Origin of the sequence: Curtobacterium sp. MCSS17_005 (assembly GCF_003234225.2) — a bacterium.
Lineage (GTDB): Bacteria > Actinomycetota > Actinomycetes > Actinomycetales > Microbacteriaceae > Curtobacterium > Curtobacterium flaccumfaciens.
In genome coordinates this window covers 791,784-806,174 of the sequence record NZ_CP126258.1, presented here as the reverse complement: position 1 = coordinate 806,174, position 14,391 = coordinate 791,784, and the positions used below count along the sequence as shown (strand labels likewise).

General features: G+C 70.2%; 12 protein-coding genes. 3 read left to right on the top strand and 9 right to left on the bottom strand.

All coding sequences use genetic code 11. The features are described 5' to 3' along the window. Positions 1-39: 39 nt before the first annotated feature. From DEJ20_RS04010 to DEJ20_RS03995, 4 genes are all read right to left on the bottom strand, one after another. Positions 40-2,439, bottom strand: coding sequence for a beta-xylosidase/alpha-l-arabinosidase (locus DEJ20_RS04010; RefSeq protein ID WP_502866602.1), 2,400 nt, complete (start codon positions 2,437-2,439; stop codon positions 40-42). A gap of 65 nt (positions 2,440-2,504) precedes the next feature. Next, positions 2,505-3,386, bottom strand: coding sequence for a carbohydrate ABC transporter permease (locus DEJ20_RS04005; RefSeq protein WP_111024614.1), 882 nt, complete (start codon positions 3,384-3,386; stop codon positions 2,505-2,507). Beyond that, positions 3,386-4,408, bottom strand: coding sequence for a carbohydrate ABC transporter permease (locus DEJ20_RS04000; protein WP_027464452.1), 1,023 nt, complete (start codon positions 4,406-4,408; stop codon positions 3,386-3,388). Before DEJ20_RS04000 ends, DEJ20_RS04005 begins: the two co-directional genes overlap by 1 nt. A 2-nt stretch (positions 4,409-4,410) precedes the next feature. Then, positions 4,411-5,706, bottom strand: a complete 1,296-nt coding sequence (locus DEJ20_RS03995; protein WP_111236619.1) for an ABC transporter substrate-binding protein — start codon at positions 5,704-5,706, stop codon at positions 4,411-4,413. Positions 5,707-5,852: 146 nt separating this feature from the next. Here DEJ20_RS03995 and DEJ20_RS03990 point away from each other — a divergent pair, with 146 nt between their 5' ends. Next, positions 5,853-6,896 (top strand): LacI family DNA-binding transcriptional regulator, encoded by a 1,044-nt coding sequence (locus tag DEJ20_RS03990; protein WP_258377275.1) that lies wholly within the window; start codon positions 5,853-5,855, stop codon positions 6,894-6,896. A gap of 13 nt (positions 6,897-6,909) precedes the next feature. On the opposite strand, the gene DEJ20_RS03985 is transcribed toward DEJ20_RS03990, so the two are convergent. After that, positions 6,910-7,893: an AraC family transcriptional regulator gene (locus DEJ20_RS03985; RefSeq protein ID WP_111236620.1), complete on the bottom strand. Its 984-nt coding sequence runs from the start codon at positions 7,891-7,893 to the stop codon at positions 6,910-6,912. A gap of 121 nt (positions 7,894-8,014) precedes the next feature. Between DEJ20_RS03985 and DEJ20_RS03980 the strand changes: the two genes are divergently transcribed. Then, positions 8,015-8,461, top strand: a complete 447-nt coding sequence (locus DEJ20_RS03980; protein WP_110862645.1) for a MarR family winged helix-turn-helix transcriptional regulator — start codon at positions 8,015-8,017, stop codon at positions 8,459-8,461. A 95-nt stretch (positions 8,462-8,556) separates the two neighbouring features. Here the strand turns inward: DEJ20_RS03980 and DEJ20_RS03975 are convergent, their stop codons facing one another. The 4 genes from DEJ20_RS03975 to DEJ20_RS03960 form a co-directional block, all read right to left on the bottom strand. Further along, positions 8,557-9,405 (bottom strand): carbohydrate ABC transporter permease, encoded by an 849-nt coding sequence (locus DEJ20_RS03975; RefSeq protein WP_027464448.1) that lies wholly within the window; start codon positions 9,403-9,405, stop codon positions 8,557-8,559. Continuing rightward, positions 9,405-10,373, bottom strand: a complete 969-nt coding sequence (locus tag DEJ20_RS03970) for a carbohydrate ABC transporter permease (protein ID WP_171907805.1) — start codon at positions 10,371-10,373, stop codon at positions 9,405-9,407. The genes DEJ20_RS03975 and DEJ20_RS03970 overlap by 1 nt, the downstream gene beginning before the upstream one ends. Further along, positions 10,370-11,689 (bottom strand): ABC transporter substrate-binding protein, encoded by a 1,320-nt coding sequence (locus DEJ20_RS03965; RefSeq protein ID WP_111236621.1) that lies wholly within the window; start codon positions 11,687-11,689, stop codon positions 10,370-10,372. The genes DEJ20_RS03970 and DEJ20_RS03965 overlap by 4 nt, the downstream gene beginning before the upstream one ends. Positions 11,690-11,937: 248 nt before the next feature. Continuing rightward, on the bottom strand, positions 11,938-12,954 hold the full coding sequence (locus DEJ20_RS03960) for a LacI family DNA-binding transcriptional regulator (protein WP_258377276.1): 1,017 nt from the start codon (positions 12,952-12,954) through the stop codon (positions 11,938-11,940). Between the two features lie 201 nt (positions 12,955-13,155). On the opposite strand from DEJ20_RS03960, the gene DEJ20_RS03955 reads away from it, so the two are divergent. Beyond that, on the top strand, positions 13,156-14,391 hold the full coding sequence (locus DEJ20_RS03955; RefSeq protein ID WP_111056922.1) for a sugar ABC transporter substrate-binding protein: 1,236 nt from the start codon (positions 13,156-13,158) through the stop codon (positions 14,389-14,391).

The window sequence follows — 14,391 nt, the reverse complement described above, 5'->3', positions numbered from 1 at the left end:
TCAGCCGGTCACGCCCAGGGCGCGTGGTCCGTCACCAGGTCAGACGAGGGACCACTCCACCAGGCGGGGGTCGCCCGGGGTGACCTCGTGCACCGCACCCGTCACCGCGACGGTGGCGCGCTCCGTGGCGGTGCCGGGGACGGGGTGTCGGACCGGACCGTCGCCCGAGGCGACGATCCCACCGGCTGCCACCGGGCCTCCCGGCCGTGACGCCGCCGCGTGCGACGCGACCCAGACCTGCACGTCGCCGGGCTCGACCACCCTGCGCATCCGACGGTCGGTGAACGCGAAGCGCTGCACCGGGACGCGGAAGCGGACCCGCGCGGACTCCCCCGCGGCGAGCGCGACCCGCGCGTAGCCGAGGAGCTGCACCTCGGGCCTGGTGACGCTGCCGTGCACGTCGTGCCCGTAGAGCTGCACGACGTCGTCGCCGTCACGGGACCCGGTGTTCCGGACCGTCACCGACGCGGTGAAGACGCCGTCGGAGCGGACGTCCGGGTCGACGACGAGCTCGTCGTAGGCGAAGTCGGTGTAGCCGAGGCCGAAGCCGAACGGTCGCACCGGCGTGGAGTCCGCGGCGGTGACGTCCGACGGACCGCCGAGCCGCGGGTGCAGGTACGTGAACGGCTGCGCACCCGCGGACCGGGGCAGGGACAGTGGCAGCCGGCCCGAGGGCGAGGCCGCGCCGGTGAGCAGGTCGGCGATCGCCAGCCCGCCGCCCTCGCCCGGGAAGAACGCCTGCACGACCGCGGCCGGACGCGGCTGGTCGCCGTCGAGCGCCCAGCCGATCGCGTACGGCCGGCCGGTGAGCAGCACCATCACGGTGGGGGTCCCGGTCGCGACGACGGCCTCGACCAGTTCGCGCTGCACGCCGGGCAGGTCGAGCGACTCGGTGTCGTTGCCCTCGCCGACCGTGCCGCGGCCGAAGAGACCGGCCTGGTCGCCGACGACGACCACCGCGACGTCCGAGGCGGAGGCCACGGCGACCGCGTCGGCGAAGCCGGCCCGGTCGTCGCCCGTGACGGCGCAGCCCGCTGCGAAGCGGACCGCTGCCGGGCCGAGAGCCTGGGCGACGGCTTCGCGGACGGTCGGGATCGCGAAGCCGAGCGGCAGGTCGGGGTGCGAGGCGAGCACGTGGTTCGCGAACGAGTAGCAGCCCTGCAGGGCCTCGGCGCGGTCGGCGTTCGGGCCGATGACGGCGACGGAGGCCCCCGGTGCGAGCGGGAGGACGGGGGTGGTGCTGTCAACGGTGCCACGGTCGGCGGTGGCGTCAGCGGTGCCGCTGTCGGCGGTGCCGCTGTCGGCGGTGCCGCTGTCGTTCGACAGCAGCACGAGCGACTTCGCCGCCAGCTGCCGTGCGAGCGCCTGGTGCAGCGGGGTGTCGAGGTCGATCCCGGTGGGGGCGTCCTCGGCGAACGCGTCCGGTTCGAGCAGGCCGAGCCGCTCCTTCTGCCGGAGCACCCGGAGCACGGCGCGGTCGACGAGGGCCTCGTCCACCTGCCCGCTGCGGACCCGCTCGACCAGCGGCGCGAGGTACGCGTCACCGGTGGGGAGCTCGACGTCGATGCCGGCCTCGAGCGCCAGCACCGCGGCGTCGCCACGGTCGGCGGCGATCCCGTGCATGACCTCGAGGAACGCCACCGAGAAGTAGTCCGCGACGACCGTGCCGTCGAAGCCGAGCCGGTCGCGGAGCAGGTCGGTGAGCAGCTCGCCGTTCGCCGCGACGGGCACGCCGTCGATCTCGGCGTACGAGTTCATGACGCTCCGGGCGCCGCCGTCGCGCAGCGCCATCTCGAACGGCGGCAGGTACACGTCGGCCACCTCGCGGGCCCCGGCGTGCACGGGGGCGTGGTTCCGTCCCGCCTGCGACGCCGAGTAGCCGAGGAAGTGCTTCAGCGTCGCGTCGACCCCGGCGGACTGCAGGCCACGCACGTACGCGGTCCCGACCGTACCGACCAGGTACGGGTCCTCGGCGATGCACTCGTCGACCCGGCCCCAGCGGGGGTCACGGATCACGTCGAGCACCGGCGCGAGGCCCTGGTGGACGCCGAGCTGGCGCATCGACGCACCGATCGCGGCGCCGACCTGCTCGACGAGCTCCGGGTCGAACGACGCGCCCCACGCCAGCGGGGTCGGGAACGTCGCGGCCTTCCACGCGGCGAGGCCGGTCAGGCACTCCTCGTGGACGAGAGCGGGGATGCCGAGCCGGGTCTCGCGCTGCAGGCGGCGCTGTTCGGCCCAGAGCCAGGCGGCACGCTCGTCGGGTTCGACGGGACGGGTGCCGTAGACGCGGGTGAACTGCCCGATGCCGTCGCGGGTGATGTCCGCCAGGGTGCTGCCCTGCTGCACGGCCGCCATCTCGCCCTGCATGGGCGCGACGACGCCGTTCTGGTCGAGCCAGTAGCCGACGAGCTGGGCGACCTTCTCGTCGAGGCTCATCACGGCGAGCAGGGCGTCGGCGCGGGGTCCGGCGGTGGTCGCGGTCTGCGTCGCGTCCGTCGCGGTCACCCCTTCACCGCCCCGGTCAGGCCTCCGACGATGCGGCGCTGGAAGATCGTGAAGAACACGAGCGCCGGGATCATCGACATCGAGGTGAACGCGAGCACCTTTGCGGTGTCGACGGAGTACTGCGACGAGAACGACTGGACCCCGAGCGGCAGGGTGTACGCGGCCTCGTTGTTCAGGATGAACAGCGGCAGGATGTAGCTGTTCCAGCTGGCGATGAACGCCAGGATGCCGACCGTGACGACGCCGGGCAGCGACAGCGGCACGACCATCCGGAAGAAGAACCCGAGTCGGCTCGCCCCGTCGATCGACGCGGCCTCCTCGAGCTCGTCGGGGATCGCCCGCAGGAACGGCACCAGGATGATGACGGTGGTCGGCAGCGCGAACGCGATCTGCGGCAGGATCACGCCGGCCAGGCTGTTCGTCAGACCGAGGTCCTTCACGAGCAGGTAGAGCGGGGTGATCGCCACGGTGATCGGGAACATCAGGCCCGCGGCGAACAGGGCGTAGAGCGCCCCACGGCCGGCGAACCGGTAGCGGGCGAGCACGAAGCTCACCATCAGCCCGAGCACGACGACCCCGATGGTGGTCGTGACGGCGCTGATCGTGGAGTTGCCGAGCTGCTGCCAGAAGATGCCGCTGGACAGCACGGACCCGTAGTTGCCGAACTCGAACGGTGCCGGCAGTCCGGCGGGGCTCGTGGTGATCTGCGAGTTGGTCCGGAAGCCGCCCAGCACGATGTAGAGCACGGGTGCCAGGTTGGCGGCGACGAACAGGATCGCGACGACGTAGGTCAGCGGGTTCGCGCGTCCGATCGCGGCACTGGACCGGCGCTCCCGCACGGCCCGGCGCCCGGGGGCGACGATGCTCGTGGTGGCCATCAGTTCTTCCTCTCGGTGAGTGCACCCGCGGTGTCGCGGCGGAGCACGAAGCGCTGGTAGATCAGGGCGACCACGAGCGAGATCACGAACATCACGACCGCGACGGCGCTGCCGAAGCCGAAGTTGCCCGAGGTCCGGCCGTTGGCGACCATGTACGTCGCCATCGTCGAGGTGCCCGCGGTCGACGCGATGTACTGCCCCCAGATGATGTAGACGAGGTCGAACAGCTGCAGCGAGCCGATGATCGACAGGAACGCCCAGATGCGGATGGTCGGACCGAGCAGCGGCAGCGTGATGCGCCGCTGGATCTGCCAGTAGCCGGCGCCGTCGATGGCGGCGGCCTCGAACAGTTCCTCGGGGATGCTCTGCAGGCCGGCGAGGAACAGGATCACCGCGAAGCCGATGTACTTCCACGAGATGATCACGAGCAGCGTCCAGATGGCGATGTCGGGGTTCGACAGCCAGTCCGCACGGAGCCCGCCGAGGCCGATGCTCTGGAACAGGTCGTTCACGGCGCCGTTCGACTGGAGCATCAGGCTCCACCCGGTGCCGACGATCACCTCGGAGATGACGTACGGCACGAAGACGAGCACGCGGACGAGTCCGCGGCCGTGCATCTTCTGGTTGAGCAGCAGGGCGAGCACGATCGCGATCGGCCCCTGCAGCACCAGGGAGAGCACGACGATGAAGCCGTTGTGCATCAGGACCGCGTGGAACGCCTTGTCCTGGAAGATGATCAGGTAGTTCTGCAGCCCGACGAAGTCGGTGGGCGGGCCGTAGCCCTGCCACTTGAAGAACCCGTAGTAGGCGGCGAGCGCCACGGGCAGGATCACGAAGGTGACGAAGACGATGACCGCGGGTCCGGCGAGGACCGCGATCTCGACGCGCTTCCGCCAGTCTGCGATGCGGCGCTTGGTCCGCCGACCGGCGGGGAGCGGCGAACCGCTCCCCGCCGGGGACGTCCCCGCGGCCGTGTCCGACCCGGTGGTCGGAGTCGTACCGAGCGAGGTGTCGAGGGTCATGCTCAGCCCTTGGCCGCAGCCTGGTTGGTGGTCTCGACGATGTCCTTCGCGCTGCCCTTGTCGGCGAGCAGGTCGACGACGCTGGTGTTCAGCGCGTTGCCGACGTTCTGGCCGTACAGGGTGTCGAGGTACTGGGAGACGAACGGGGCCTCCTGGTAGGCGGCCAGGGCCGACTTCAGGTAGTCCGAGTCGACGACCGACTGGGCCTCCTTGTTGACCGGGATGGCGTTGAAGGCCTTGTAGTAGCCCTCCTGGTTGTCCTTCTGCACGATGAAGTTCAGGAAGTCGGTGCACGCCTTCTTCGGGGCCTGTGCCGAGCAGGAGTTGCCGTCGACGCCACCCATCATCGACTTCGGGTCACCCTTGCCACCGTCGATCGCGGGGAACGGGAACCAGCCGAGGTCGGGCAGCGGCTTGGCGTCCGGCGTCAGCGACGCGATCACGCCCGGGTCCCACGCGCCCATGAGCTCCATGGCGGCCTTGTGGTTGGCGAGGAGACCGGCCGAGCTGCCGGCGCCCTGCTGTGCGGCGGTGGTCAGGAAGCCGTTGTTGAAGGGCTTGGTGGCGTTGAAGTCCTCGAGCTGCTCGCCGGCCTTCGTCCAGCAGGCGTTGTCGAACTCCAGCGACTTCGCCGTGTCCTCGAGGGTCTTCTGGCTGCACTCGCGGAGCGCGAAGTTGTAGTACCAGTGGGCGGCCGGCCAGGCGTCCTTCGCGCCGACGGCGACCGGGTCGATGTCCTTGGCCTTGAGCTTCGTGATCGCGTCGTTCAGCTCGTCCATGGTCGTGGGCGTGCCCTCGATGCCGGCTTCCTCGAACAGGTCCTTCGAGTACCAGATGCCCTCGGGGAGCACCGCGCCCGGCATGGCGTAGGTCTTGCCGTCCTTCTCGTACCCGGCGAACGTGCCCGCGCTGATGGACTTCTTCGCGTCGGCGCTGATGGAGTCGGAGATGTCCATGAGCTGCCCGGCAGCGATCATCGCGTCCATCTTGCCGCCGCCACGCTGCAGGAACACGTCGGGGGCGTCGCCGGAGTTGAGGGCGGTCTGGAGCTTGCCGTCCAGGTCCTCGTTCTGGATCGCCTGGGTCTTGATGGTGACGTTCGGGTACTGCTCCTCGAACGCCTTGACCGTCGAGGCCCAGTAGGCCTTGCCCGGTCCGGTGGTCGAGTTGTGCCAGAAGGTCATCGTGACCTTCCCGCCGTCCTCGGAGGCATCGCTGCCCGCCGAGCACCCACTGGCCACCAGTGCTGTGGCCCCGATCAGCGCGATGGCTGCCGCGGCACGGATCTTCCTCGTCATCGTGGAACTCCTGAAGTGTCGTCGTTGACATGCGCGACATCGACTGCCGCTGCGGAGAGCATGCCTGCTGCTCCAGGCTCATGTCAATCGATATCGATAACGTTTTCTTTACCGATGTCATGATGCCGCAGCGGTACGGTGTGCACATGGACTCGGCACTCGGCGCGCGTCCCGGTGCCGGCCGGGTGACGATCGGCGACGTGGCGCGGGTGGCCGGGGTCTCGATCCCGACGGTGTCCAAGGTGATCAACCAGCGCGACGGGGTCGCACCCGCCACGATGCTCCGCGTGCAGCAGGTGGTCGACGACCTGGGGTACGAGACGTCGCTGGTCGCCCGGAGCCTCCGGAGTTCGCGGACCGGGGTCGTCGGCATCCTGGTCCCCGAGTTCGAGCCGTTCTCGACCGAGCTGCTCCGCGGCATCTCGCGGGCGGCGACCGGCACCGGCTACGAGCTCCTCGCCTACGCCGGCCTCATGACCGGGGCCGACCGACCCGGGTGGGAACGCCGGTCGCTGTCCCGCCTGTCCGGCACCCTGATCGACGGCGCGATCGTCGTCACCCCGACCACGGCGCTGTCGAGCTCGTCGATCCCCGTCGTGGCGATCGACCCGCACACCGGGCCGGAGGGACACGCCACCGTCGACGCCGACAACGAGGCCGGAGCCGTGCAGGCCGTCGAACACCTGCTCGCACTCGGGCACACCCGCATCGCGCACCTGCAGGGACGCGCCGACCTGGCCTCCGCCCAGCTGCGCGCGGCCGGGTACCGCTCGGCCCTGACAGCCGCGGGCATCGCCGTCGACGAGTGCCTGCTGCGTGACGGCGGCTACCAGGAGGACCAGTCCGCGGCCGTCGCTCGCGAGCTCCTGACCCTCGCCGACCGCCCCACCGCGGTGTTCGCTGCGAACGACTCGTCGGCGATCGGTGTGCTCCGCGCCGCGGCCGAGGTCGGGCTCCGCGTGCCCCAGGACCTGTCCGTGGTGGGCTTCGACGACGTGCCGCAGGCGTCCACCACGACCCCGCCGCTCACCACGGTGTCGCAGCCGCTCGCCGAACTCGGGTCGCACGCCGTGCAGATGCTCCTGACCATGCTGCGCGGCGAGCCGACCTCGGACCACGTCCGGCTCCCCACGACCCTGCGGGTGCGGGCGAGCACGGGCCCCGCGCCGAGGCCGGCATCCGGCCGCTGAGCACCCGCCGTCGTCAGCGGCGCAGGGTCTGCTTCGGGTACTCGCCGAACCGGGCCGCGTAGGCCGCCGAGAACCGTCCGAGGTGGGCGAACCCCCACCGTCGCGCGACATCGCCGACGACCCCGGCCTGCGGGTCGAGCTCGAGCAGTTCCCCGCGCACCCGGTCGAGCCGGACCTCGCGCAGGTAGGTCAGCGGTGACACGTCGAAGACCCGGCGGAACGACTCCTGCACCGACCGCACGCTCAGACCGGCGACCTCGGACAGCTCCTGGACGGTGACCGGCTCGGCCGCGTGTGCGTGGATGTACTCCACGGCGGCGCGCAGCCGGGCGTTCCGCGGCAGGCCGAGCACCGCGGGCAGGTCGTCGGCCTGCGGCGGGAAGGTGTCCAGGAACGCGGTGGCCGCCGATCGCTTGGCCTCGTGCCACGCATCCGAGTCGGGCCCCTCGGCGCGCAGCGCCCGGGACAGCGCCAGGAGCGCCCCCTGCCAGCGCTCCGCCGTGTCGGGCTCCGGCGCGCGGGTGGGGTCGAACCGCAGTGGTGTGGCCTCGACCTCCAGGTGTTCGAACGCGACCCGGTGCACGTACTCCCGCCCGAAGTGCACCAACCGCTGGTCGTGGTCCTCGGCCGTGAACACGAAGTCGTCCTCGGGCGGCAGGAGCACGGGGACGTCCCGGCGCAACTCCATCCGGACACGCCCGGAGTCCAGGTGCGCGGTCCCGCTGGTGATCCACGTCACCACGTAGTCGGCGCCGACCGGCACCGAGCCGCGCACGGCGCCGCGGAGCTGCGAACGCCGGATGCTCACGTCGGAGTCCCCGACGGCCGTGTACCGGTACGAGAAGTCGTCGTCGATGCGCCGGACGGACCACCGATCGGCGCCGTGGACGGCGGCGAGGTCGCGCTCGGCCGAGTCGGGGTCCCCGCCGGAGACCTCGAAGCGGACCGGTTCACCGGCGCGTGCAGCGGACTGCGGAGTCGGGGCGGGGTCAGCCACGGTGCCCCGAATCCGTCATCGCCACCTGCACCGTTCCACGCTTCGCGTTATGTGGATACGCTGGGGCTGTGAGTGCGGCGTATCGTGATCCGGACGAGACCCGTGCAGAGGGGGCTTTGTCGTGAGCGATGTCGACCTGGACGCGGCTCTGACCCGGCTCGAGGCCGCGGTCTCCGAACTGCGTGGACGCCTGCGCGACGAGCTCGGCGTCTCCGGCGGCGACCTGACGCTGCTGCAGTTCGTCTCGCGCGCCGAGGAAGCGGGCCGGACCGTGCGCGTCAAGGACCTGTCGAAGCACCTGGGACTCACCGGCCCGGCGGTCACCGGCATGGTCGACCGCCTCGAGCACAGCGGACACCTCAGTCGCATCCCGAACCCGGATGACGGCCGCAGCCGGCACATCGAGCTGACCGATGCTGCCCGCCGCGACTACGCGCGCGCGATGGACGGCACGAACAAGCACCTGCACGACCTGATGGCCTCCTTCTCGGAACGGGAGCGGGCCAGGTTCGTGCGGATCATCGACCGCATCGTCGCAGCCGTCGATCTCGGCGCACCGAGCCCCTGACGGCAGGTTACGGGCGGTCAGGACGACGCCCGGACGAATGTCCAGCATGCGCAGCTAGGTAAGTTCCCTACCTATCTCCGCATGCCGGACACCCGTCACCCCTTGACCGCGCCGGAGGTCAGCCCGGACACGATCGAGCGGCGGAACACCAGCACCAGGATGACGATCGGCACCGTCGCGGCGACGCTCGCGGCGAAGATCTGCGCGAACGGCACCGTGAACTGCGTCCCGAAGAGCGCGATGCCGACCGGGATCGTCCGGAACGAGTTCTCACTGTTGAAGGTCAGTGCCATCAGGAACTCGCTCCACGACGCCGTGAAGGTGAAGACGCCGACCGTGAACAGGCCCGGCTTCGCCATCGGCAGGATCACCGACAGCACGGTCCGCCAGGCCCCGGCGCCGTCGATCTCGGACGCCTCCTCGATCGTCGACGGGATCCCCTGCAGGTAGTTCCGCATGATCCAGATGGCGAACGGCAGGTTGAACGCCACGTACGGCACGATCAGACCCGGGTACGAGTTGAGCAGCCCGAGGTTGCGCTCGAGCAGGTACAGCGGCGTCAGCACCGCGATCGCCGGGAACACCGACAGCATGAGCAGTGAGGTCATGATCGCCGTGCGCCCCCGGATGAACCGGCCGGCCAGGGCGTACCCGGCGAGGAACGCCAGCGCGAGCACGATCACCGTGGTCGACACCGACACGATGACGCTGTTCACCATGTACTGGCCGAGCGCGTTGTCGCGGAAGGCCACCACGAAGTTGTCGAAGGTGAACGACTGCGGCCAGACGGTGGGCGGCGACTGCCCGATCTCGGACGCCGGTTTGAGCGACGTCGTGACGAGCCAGTAGAGCGGCAGCGCGGTGAGCACCGCGATGACGACACCGCTGACGTTGACGGTGTTGACCCACTTCCGCCAGCCCTTGCGCACACGTTGACGGGGCATCAGTCGTCCCCTCCCTTCGCCTGGTTCCGGAACGCCCGGAGGAACAGCAGACACCCGGCCGCGACGATGACCGCGGTGGAGGTCGCGATCGCCGCCCCCGGTCCGATGTTGATGTCCTGGAAGAGCACCTTGTAGCCCATGATCGCGAGCGACTGGGTGGCGGTGCCCGGGCCGCCGTTCGTCAGCACGAACGGCAGGTCGAAGACGCCGAACGCCTGCAGGATGCGGAACAGCACCGCGATCGTCAGGGTCGGGGTGAGCTGCGGCAGCACCACGCGCCAGAACGTCTGCCAGGTGCTCGCGCCGTCGAGCTCGGCGGCCTCGTAGTGGTCCTCGGAGATCTGCACGAGCCCGGCGAGCAGGATGATCGCGACGAACGGCGTCGTCTTCCAGATGTCCGCCACCATCAGCCCGGTGATCGCGGGCACCGGTTCGCCGAGGATCACCGGGGCGTCCCCGAACAACCCGAAGAACCACGTCGCGACGCCGTAGGTGCTGTCGTAGATGTACTTCCACAGCTGCGCGTTGACGATGGTGACGAGCGACCACGGGATGAGCATGAGCGCGAGCATCCAGCCGCGAGTGGCCCCGAGGCGCTCGAGCACCAGCGCGACGAGCATGCCGAGCACGAGCTCGACCGACACCGTCACCACCGTGTAGAGCACCGTGAAGCCGAGCGCCCGGTACCAGTCGGCGCTCTGCAGCAGGGCCGCGTAGTTGTCGAACCCGAACGACTGGATGGTGAAGCCCTCGTAGCCGACCTCGACGTCCGCGAAGCTCAGGACCACCGAGTACACGACCGGGAAGATCGTCACCGCCGCGACCACCAGGAGCGCCGGGGCCGCGAAGCCCCACGCGCCCCGCGAGCGGATGCGGTCGAGACGCGACCGCCCCGTCGGCCGGGGCGGCGGATCGACGCGACCCGTGCCTCCAGGCCGTGCCGGTCGTGTCGCCGTACCGGCGCTCACAGCGCTGCTCCCTGCAGGGCGAGCGAGATGGCGGAGGCCATCGCGCTGGTGCCGCCGTCGACGGACGCCTGCCCGCCGAGGATGCTGTTGCCGTTCTGGTAGACGCCCTGCGAGACCTTCGGGTAGTAGGCCGTCGAGGTCGGGCGGGGCACGAGCGTGATGCCCGCCGCTGTGTCGTAGGTCGGGCGCTCCTGCCGCTTCGCGTCCGCACTGACGAGGCTCGCCGACCGGGCCGGCAGGACCCCGCCCTCGCGGGTCAGGAACTGCTGCGCGGGCTCGCTCGACATCCAGCGCGCGAAGGTCAGTGCCGCCGCGGGTTCCTGGGTGTGCGGGTTGATGTAGTTCCCCCACCCGCCGATCGTCGAGTGGTGCTCGTCCATGCCGTCGAACGTCGGCCGGGCGGCGAGACCCACCTTGCCGGCGACCTGGCTGTCCGGGCCGTTCGCGATCCCCCAGGCGTACGACCAGTTGCGGAGGAACGCCGCGCGGCCGCCGGAGAAGGCGTCGTTGGTGTCCTGCTCCTGGTACGTCAGGGTGGCCCGTGGAGACGCTCCCGACGTGACCAGCGACCGCATGAACTCGAACGCGCGCTTGGTCTCGGAACTCGTGGTCTCGGGCTTCGTGAGGTCGTCGTTGAGCAGCGACCCGCCCGCGTCGGCGACGAACTCGGTGACGTTGCAGGTCAGTCCCTCGTACACGTCCCCCTGGAACGCGAACCCGTACGACACGTCGCCGGTGTCGACGAGCTTCGCGGCGGTCTCGCGCACTTCCTCCCACGACCCCGGCACCTGCAGGGAGTGCTTCGCGAGCAGGTCCTTCCGGTAGAGGAAGAACGACTCGTCGATGTAGAGCGGGAACATGTAGTAGGTCCCGTCGACGCTCGCCGCCAGCCGCAGGCCCTCGGGGAACTGGTCGAAGAAGTCCTCGCCGACGAGCTGGTTCACGGGGGTCGCGAGCTTGTTCTTCGCGAACTGCCCGGGCCAGGCGACGTCACCGAGGTAGACGTCCGGCGTGCTGCTGCCGGCCGCGATCTGGGTCGTCAGGCTGGTGCGGTTCGTGTCGGTGTCGCTCGGGGCACTGACGATCCGGACGCGGATGTTCGGGTGCTCCTTCTGGAACTCCGCGATGAGCCGGCGCCGCAGGTCACCGCCGTCCTTCGAGGCGACCTGACCGGCCCACCAGCTGATCGTCGCCTCGCCCTCGGGCGGTTCGGTGGGCCAGTCCTCGACCCGCGTGCGCTCGGGTCGGGTGGAGCAGCCGGCGAGCAGCAGCACCGCCGCTCCCCCGAGCATGAACGTCCTCCGGTCGATTGCCATCCGTCCTCCTCGACGTGTGGTGCTGCGAACCTGTGCATCCACACAACCAGGCGGAGCCTGGTCTGTCCGCCAGGGGCGGTCGGCGGCGCGGCTGCGGGGCGGCGGCGCGGCTGCGTCGGGCACCTTTCGGGCTGGACGACAGCTCACGCGCTCGCGGCCCCGTGGACTGTCGTGCAGCCCGAAACGTGGCCGGCGACGGCCTGGAGGCCCGTGGCGGGGTCGACCCGCGCCTCCAGTCCGGTAGGGGATCAGGCGGGGGCGGGGGCCGTGGAGTCTGCCAGGTGCAGGGCGCACGGGATGAGCGTGTGGGTGCGCGCGGTGCTGCCGCCCTCGAGGCGGTCGACCAGCGACTCGACCGCCAGGCGGCCGAGCTCCGGGCCGGGGGCGTTCAGCGTCGTGAGCACCGGTTCGGTCGCGGCCCCGGCGCCGTCGGAGGACACGATCGCGATGACCGAGACGTCCTCGGGCACCCGGCGACCGCCGGCCCGCAGCCCGCTGACGAGCCCGAAGTTCGAGTCGTCCTTCATGATGATCGCGGCCGTGACGTCGGGGTCGCGCACCAGCAGGTCCGCCGCCGCACGACGACCGCCCTCGGCCGAGGCGCCGGCGGCGACCACGGTGCCGGTGAGCCCCCGGCGGACGATGCCGGCGTGGAACGCCGCCTCGGAGCGGACCTTCGGCCCGTAGTCGGCCATGGTGGTGCCGTCGAGGTCCTCGACCACGAGCCCGATCCGACGGTGCCCGAGCCCGGTGAGGTGGTCGAGGGCGTCCTCGACGGTGCGCTCGAAGTCGATGTCGACGTAGGAGATGCCCGAGGGGTCGGCGGTGCGGCCGATCGCGACGAACGGGACCTCGAGCTCGGTCAGACGGGCGATCCGGGGGTCGTGCATCGTGACCTCCATCACCACGACCCCGTCGGCGAGACCGCCCGAGATGAGGTCCTGCACGTCGTCCGCCGTCGTCACCGCCGGCCAGAGCACCAGGTGGTACCCGAGCTCCGAGGCGCGGCTCGCGGCACTCGTGAAGAACTGCAGCGCGGTCTGTCCGAGCCGGTGCTCGAGCACCGGGAACACGAGCGCGAGGATCCGGGTGCGGCGCGACGCCAGCGCCCGGGCGACCACGTTGTTCCGGTAGCCGAGCTCGCGCATCGCCGCCGTGACCCGGGCACGGGTGTCGGCGGACACACGCTTGTTCCCGTTCACGACGAAGGACACCGTCGCGATCGAGACGCCCGCCCGGTCGGCGACCTGCTGCATCGTCGCCATGCCGCTCCCTCACCCTGTTGCGCTCACTGTAGCGGGGGCGGTGCTCGAAAAAGTTCGTCTAAGCGCTTTACCATCGAAGCGCTTCGATGCTAGCTTCGACCTCACTCGGGACGCGACGGAGCGGTTCTGGTCCGGTCGTCCCCGATCCACGAGCGACACGTTCGACTCGTGTCCGGCAACCATCCAGAGAAGAGCGAAGCAATGAAGCCTCGACACCGCAGGATCGCCCCGGTCCTCAGCGCGGTCGCCATGCTGGCGACCGTCCCCCTCGTCCTCGCCGGCTGTTCCGGCGGCTCGTCCGCGAGCTCCGGCGGCAAGGTGGACTCCATCACCGTGCTCGACTACTACAACCAGGGCAACGACAAGAAGGTCATCGGCGAGTACCTCGACAAGTGCGGCGCCGAGAACGACGTCACCATCAAGCGCAGCCTGGTACCCGGCTCGTCGCTCATCCAGAAGGTCCTGCAGCAGGCGTCGTCGAAGACCCTGCCGGACGTCCTGATGCTCGACAACCCGGATCTGCAGCAGATCGCCGAGACCGGTGCGCTGTCACCGCTGTCCGACTACGACATCTCGACCGACGGCTACGCGAAGGGCGTGCTGCAGGCCGGGACCTACGAGGACAAGGTCTACGGCCTCGCCCCCACCGTGAACACCATCGCGCTCTTCTACAACAAGAAGGTGCTGTCCGAGGCCGGTGTCACCCCGCCGAAGACGTGGGACGAGCTGCAGTCCGCCGCGGCGAAGCTCACCAAGGGCGACCAGTACGGGTTCGCCGTCGACGCCAACGCCACGTACGAGGGCACCTGGCAGTTCCTGCCGTTCATGTGGTCGAACGGCGGCGACGAGAAGGACATCGCGACCCCGGAGACCGAGGAAGCACTGTCGCTCTGGAAGGGCCTGGTCGATGACGGCTCGATGTCGAAGAGCGTCGTGAACTGGACCCAGGCCGACGTGAACGACCAGTTCATGGCCGGCAAGGCCGCGATGATGATCAACGGCCCGTGGCAGATCCCCGGTCTGAAGGAGTCGAAGGTCGACTACGGGATCGCCCAGATCCCCGTGCAGGCCGCCAGCGACAAGGCCGTGGCCCCGCTCGGTGGTGAGGTCTGGACCGTCCCGAACACCGGTGACAAGGCGAAGCAGGCCGTCGCGGCGAAGATCGTCGACTGCATGAACAGCGACGCGAACCAGCTCGCGATGGCGAAGCTGCGGTACACGATCCCCTCGAAGACCGACGTCGCGCAGCAGTTCGGCAAGGACGTCCCCGAGGAGCAGGTGTTCGTCGACCTCGTCGCCGACGCCCGCGCCCGCACCGGCGAGCTCGGTGCCGACTGGCCCAAGGCCGCGACGAAGATCTACACGGCCGTGCAGTCGGCGCTGACCGGGCAGGACTCCCCGGCCGACGCCCTGCAGAACGCGCAGTCGAGCAACTGA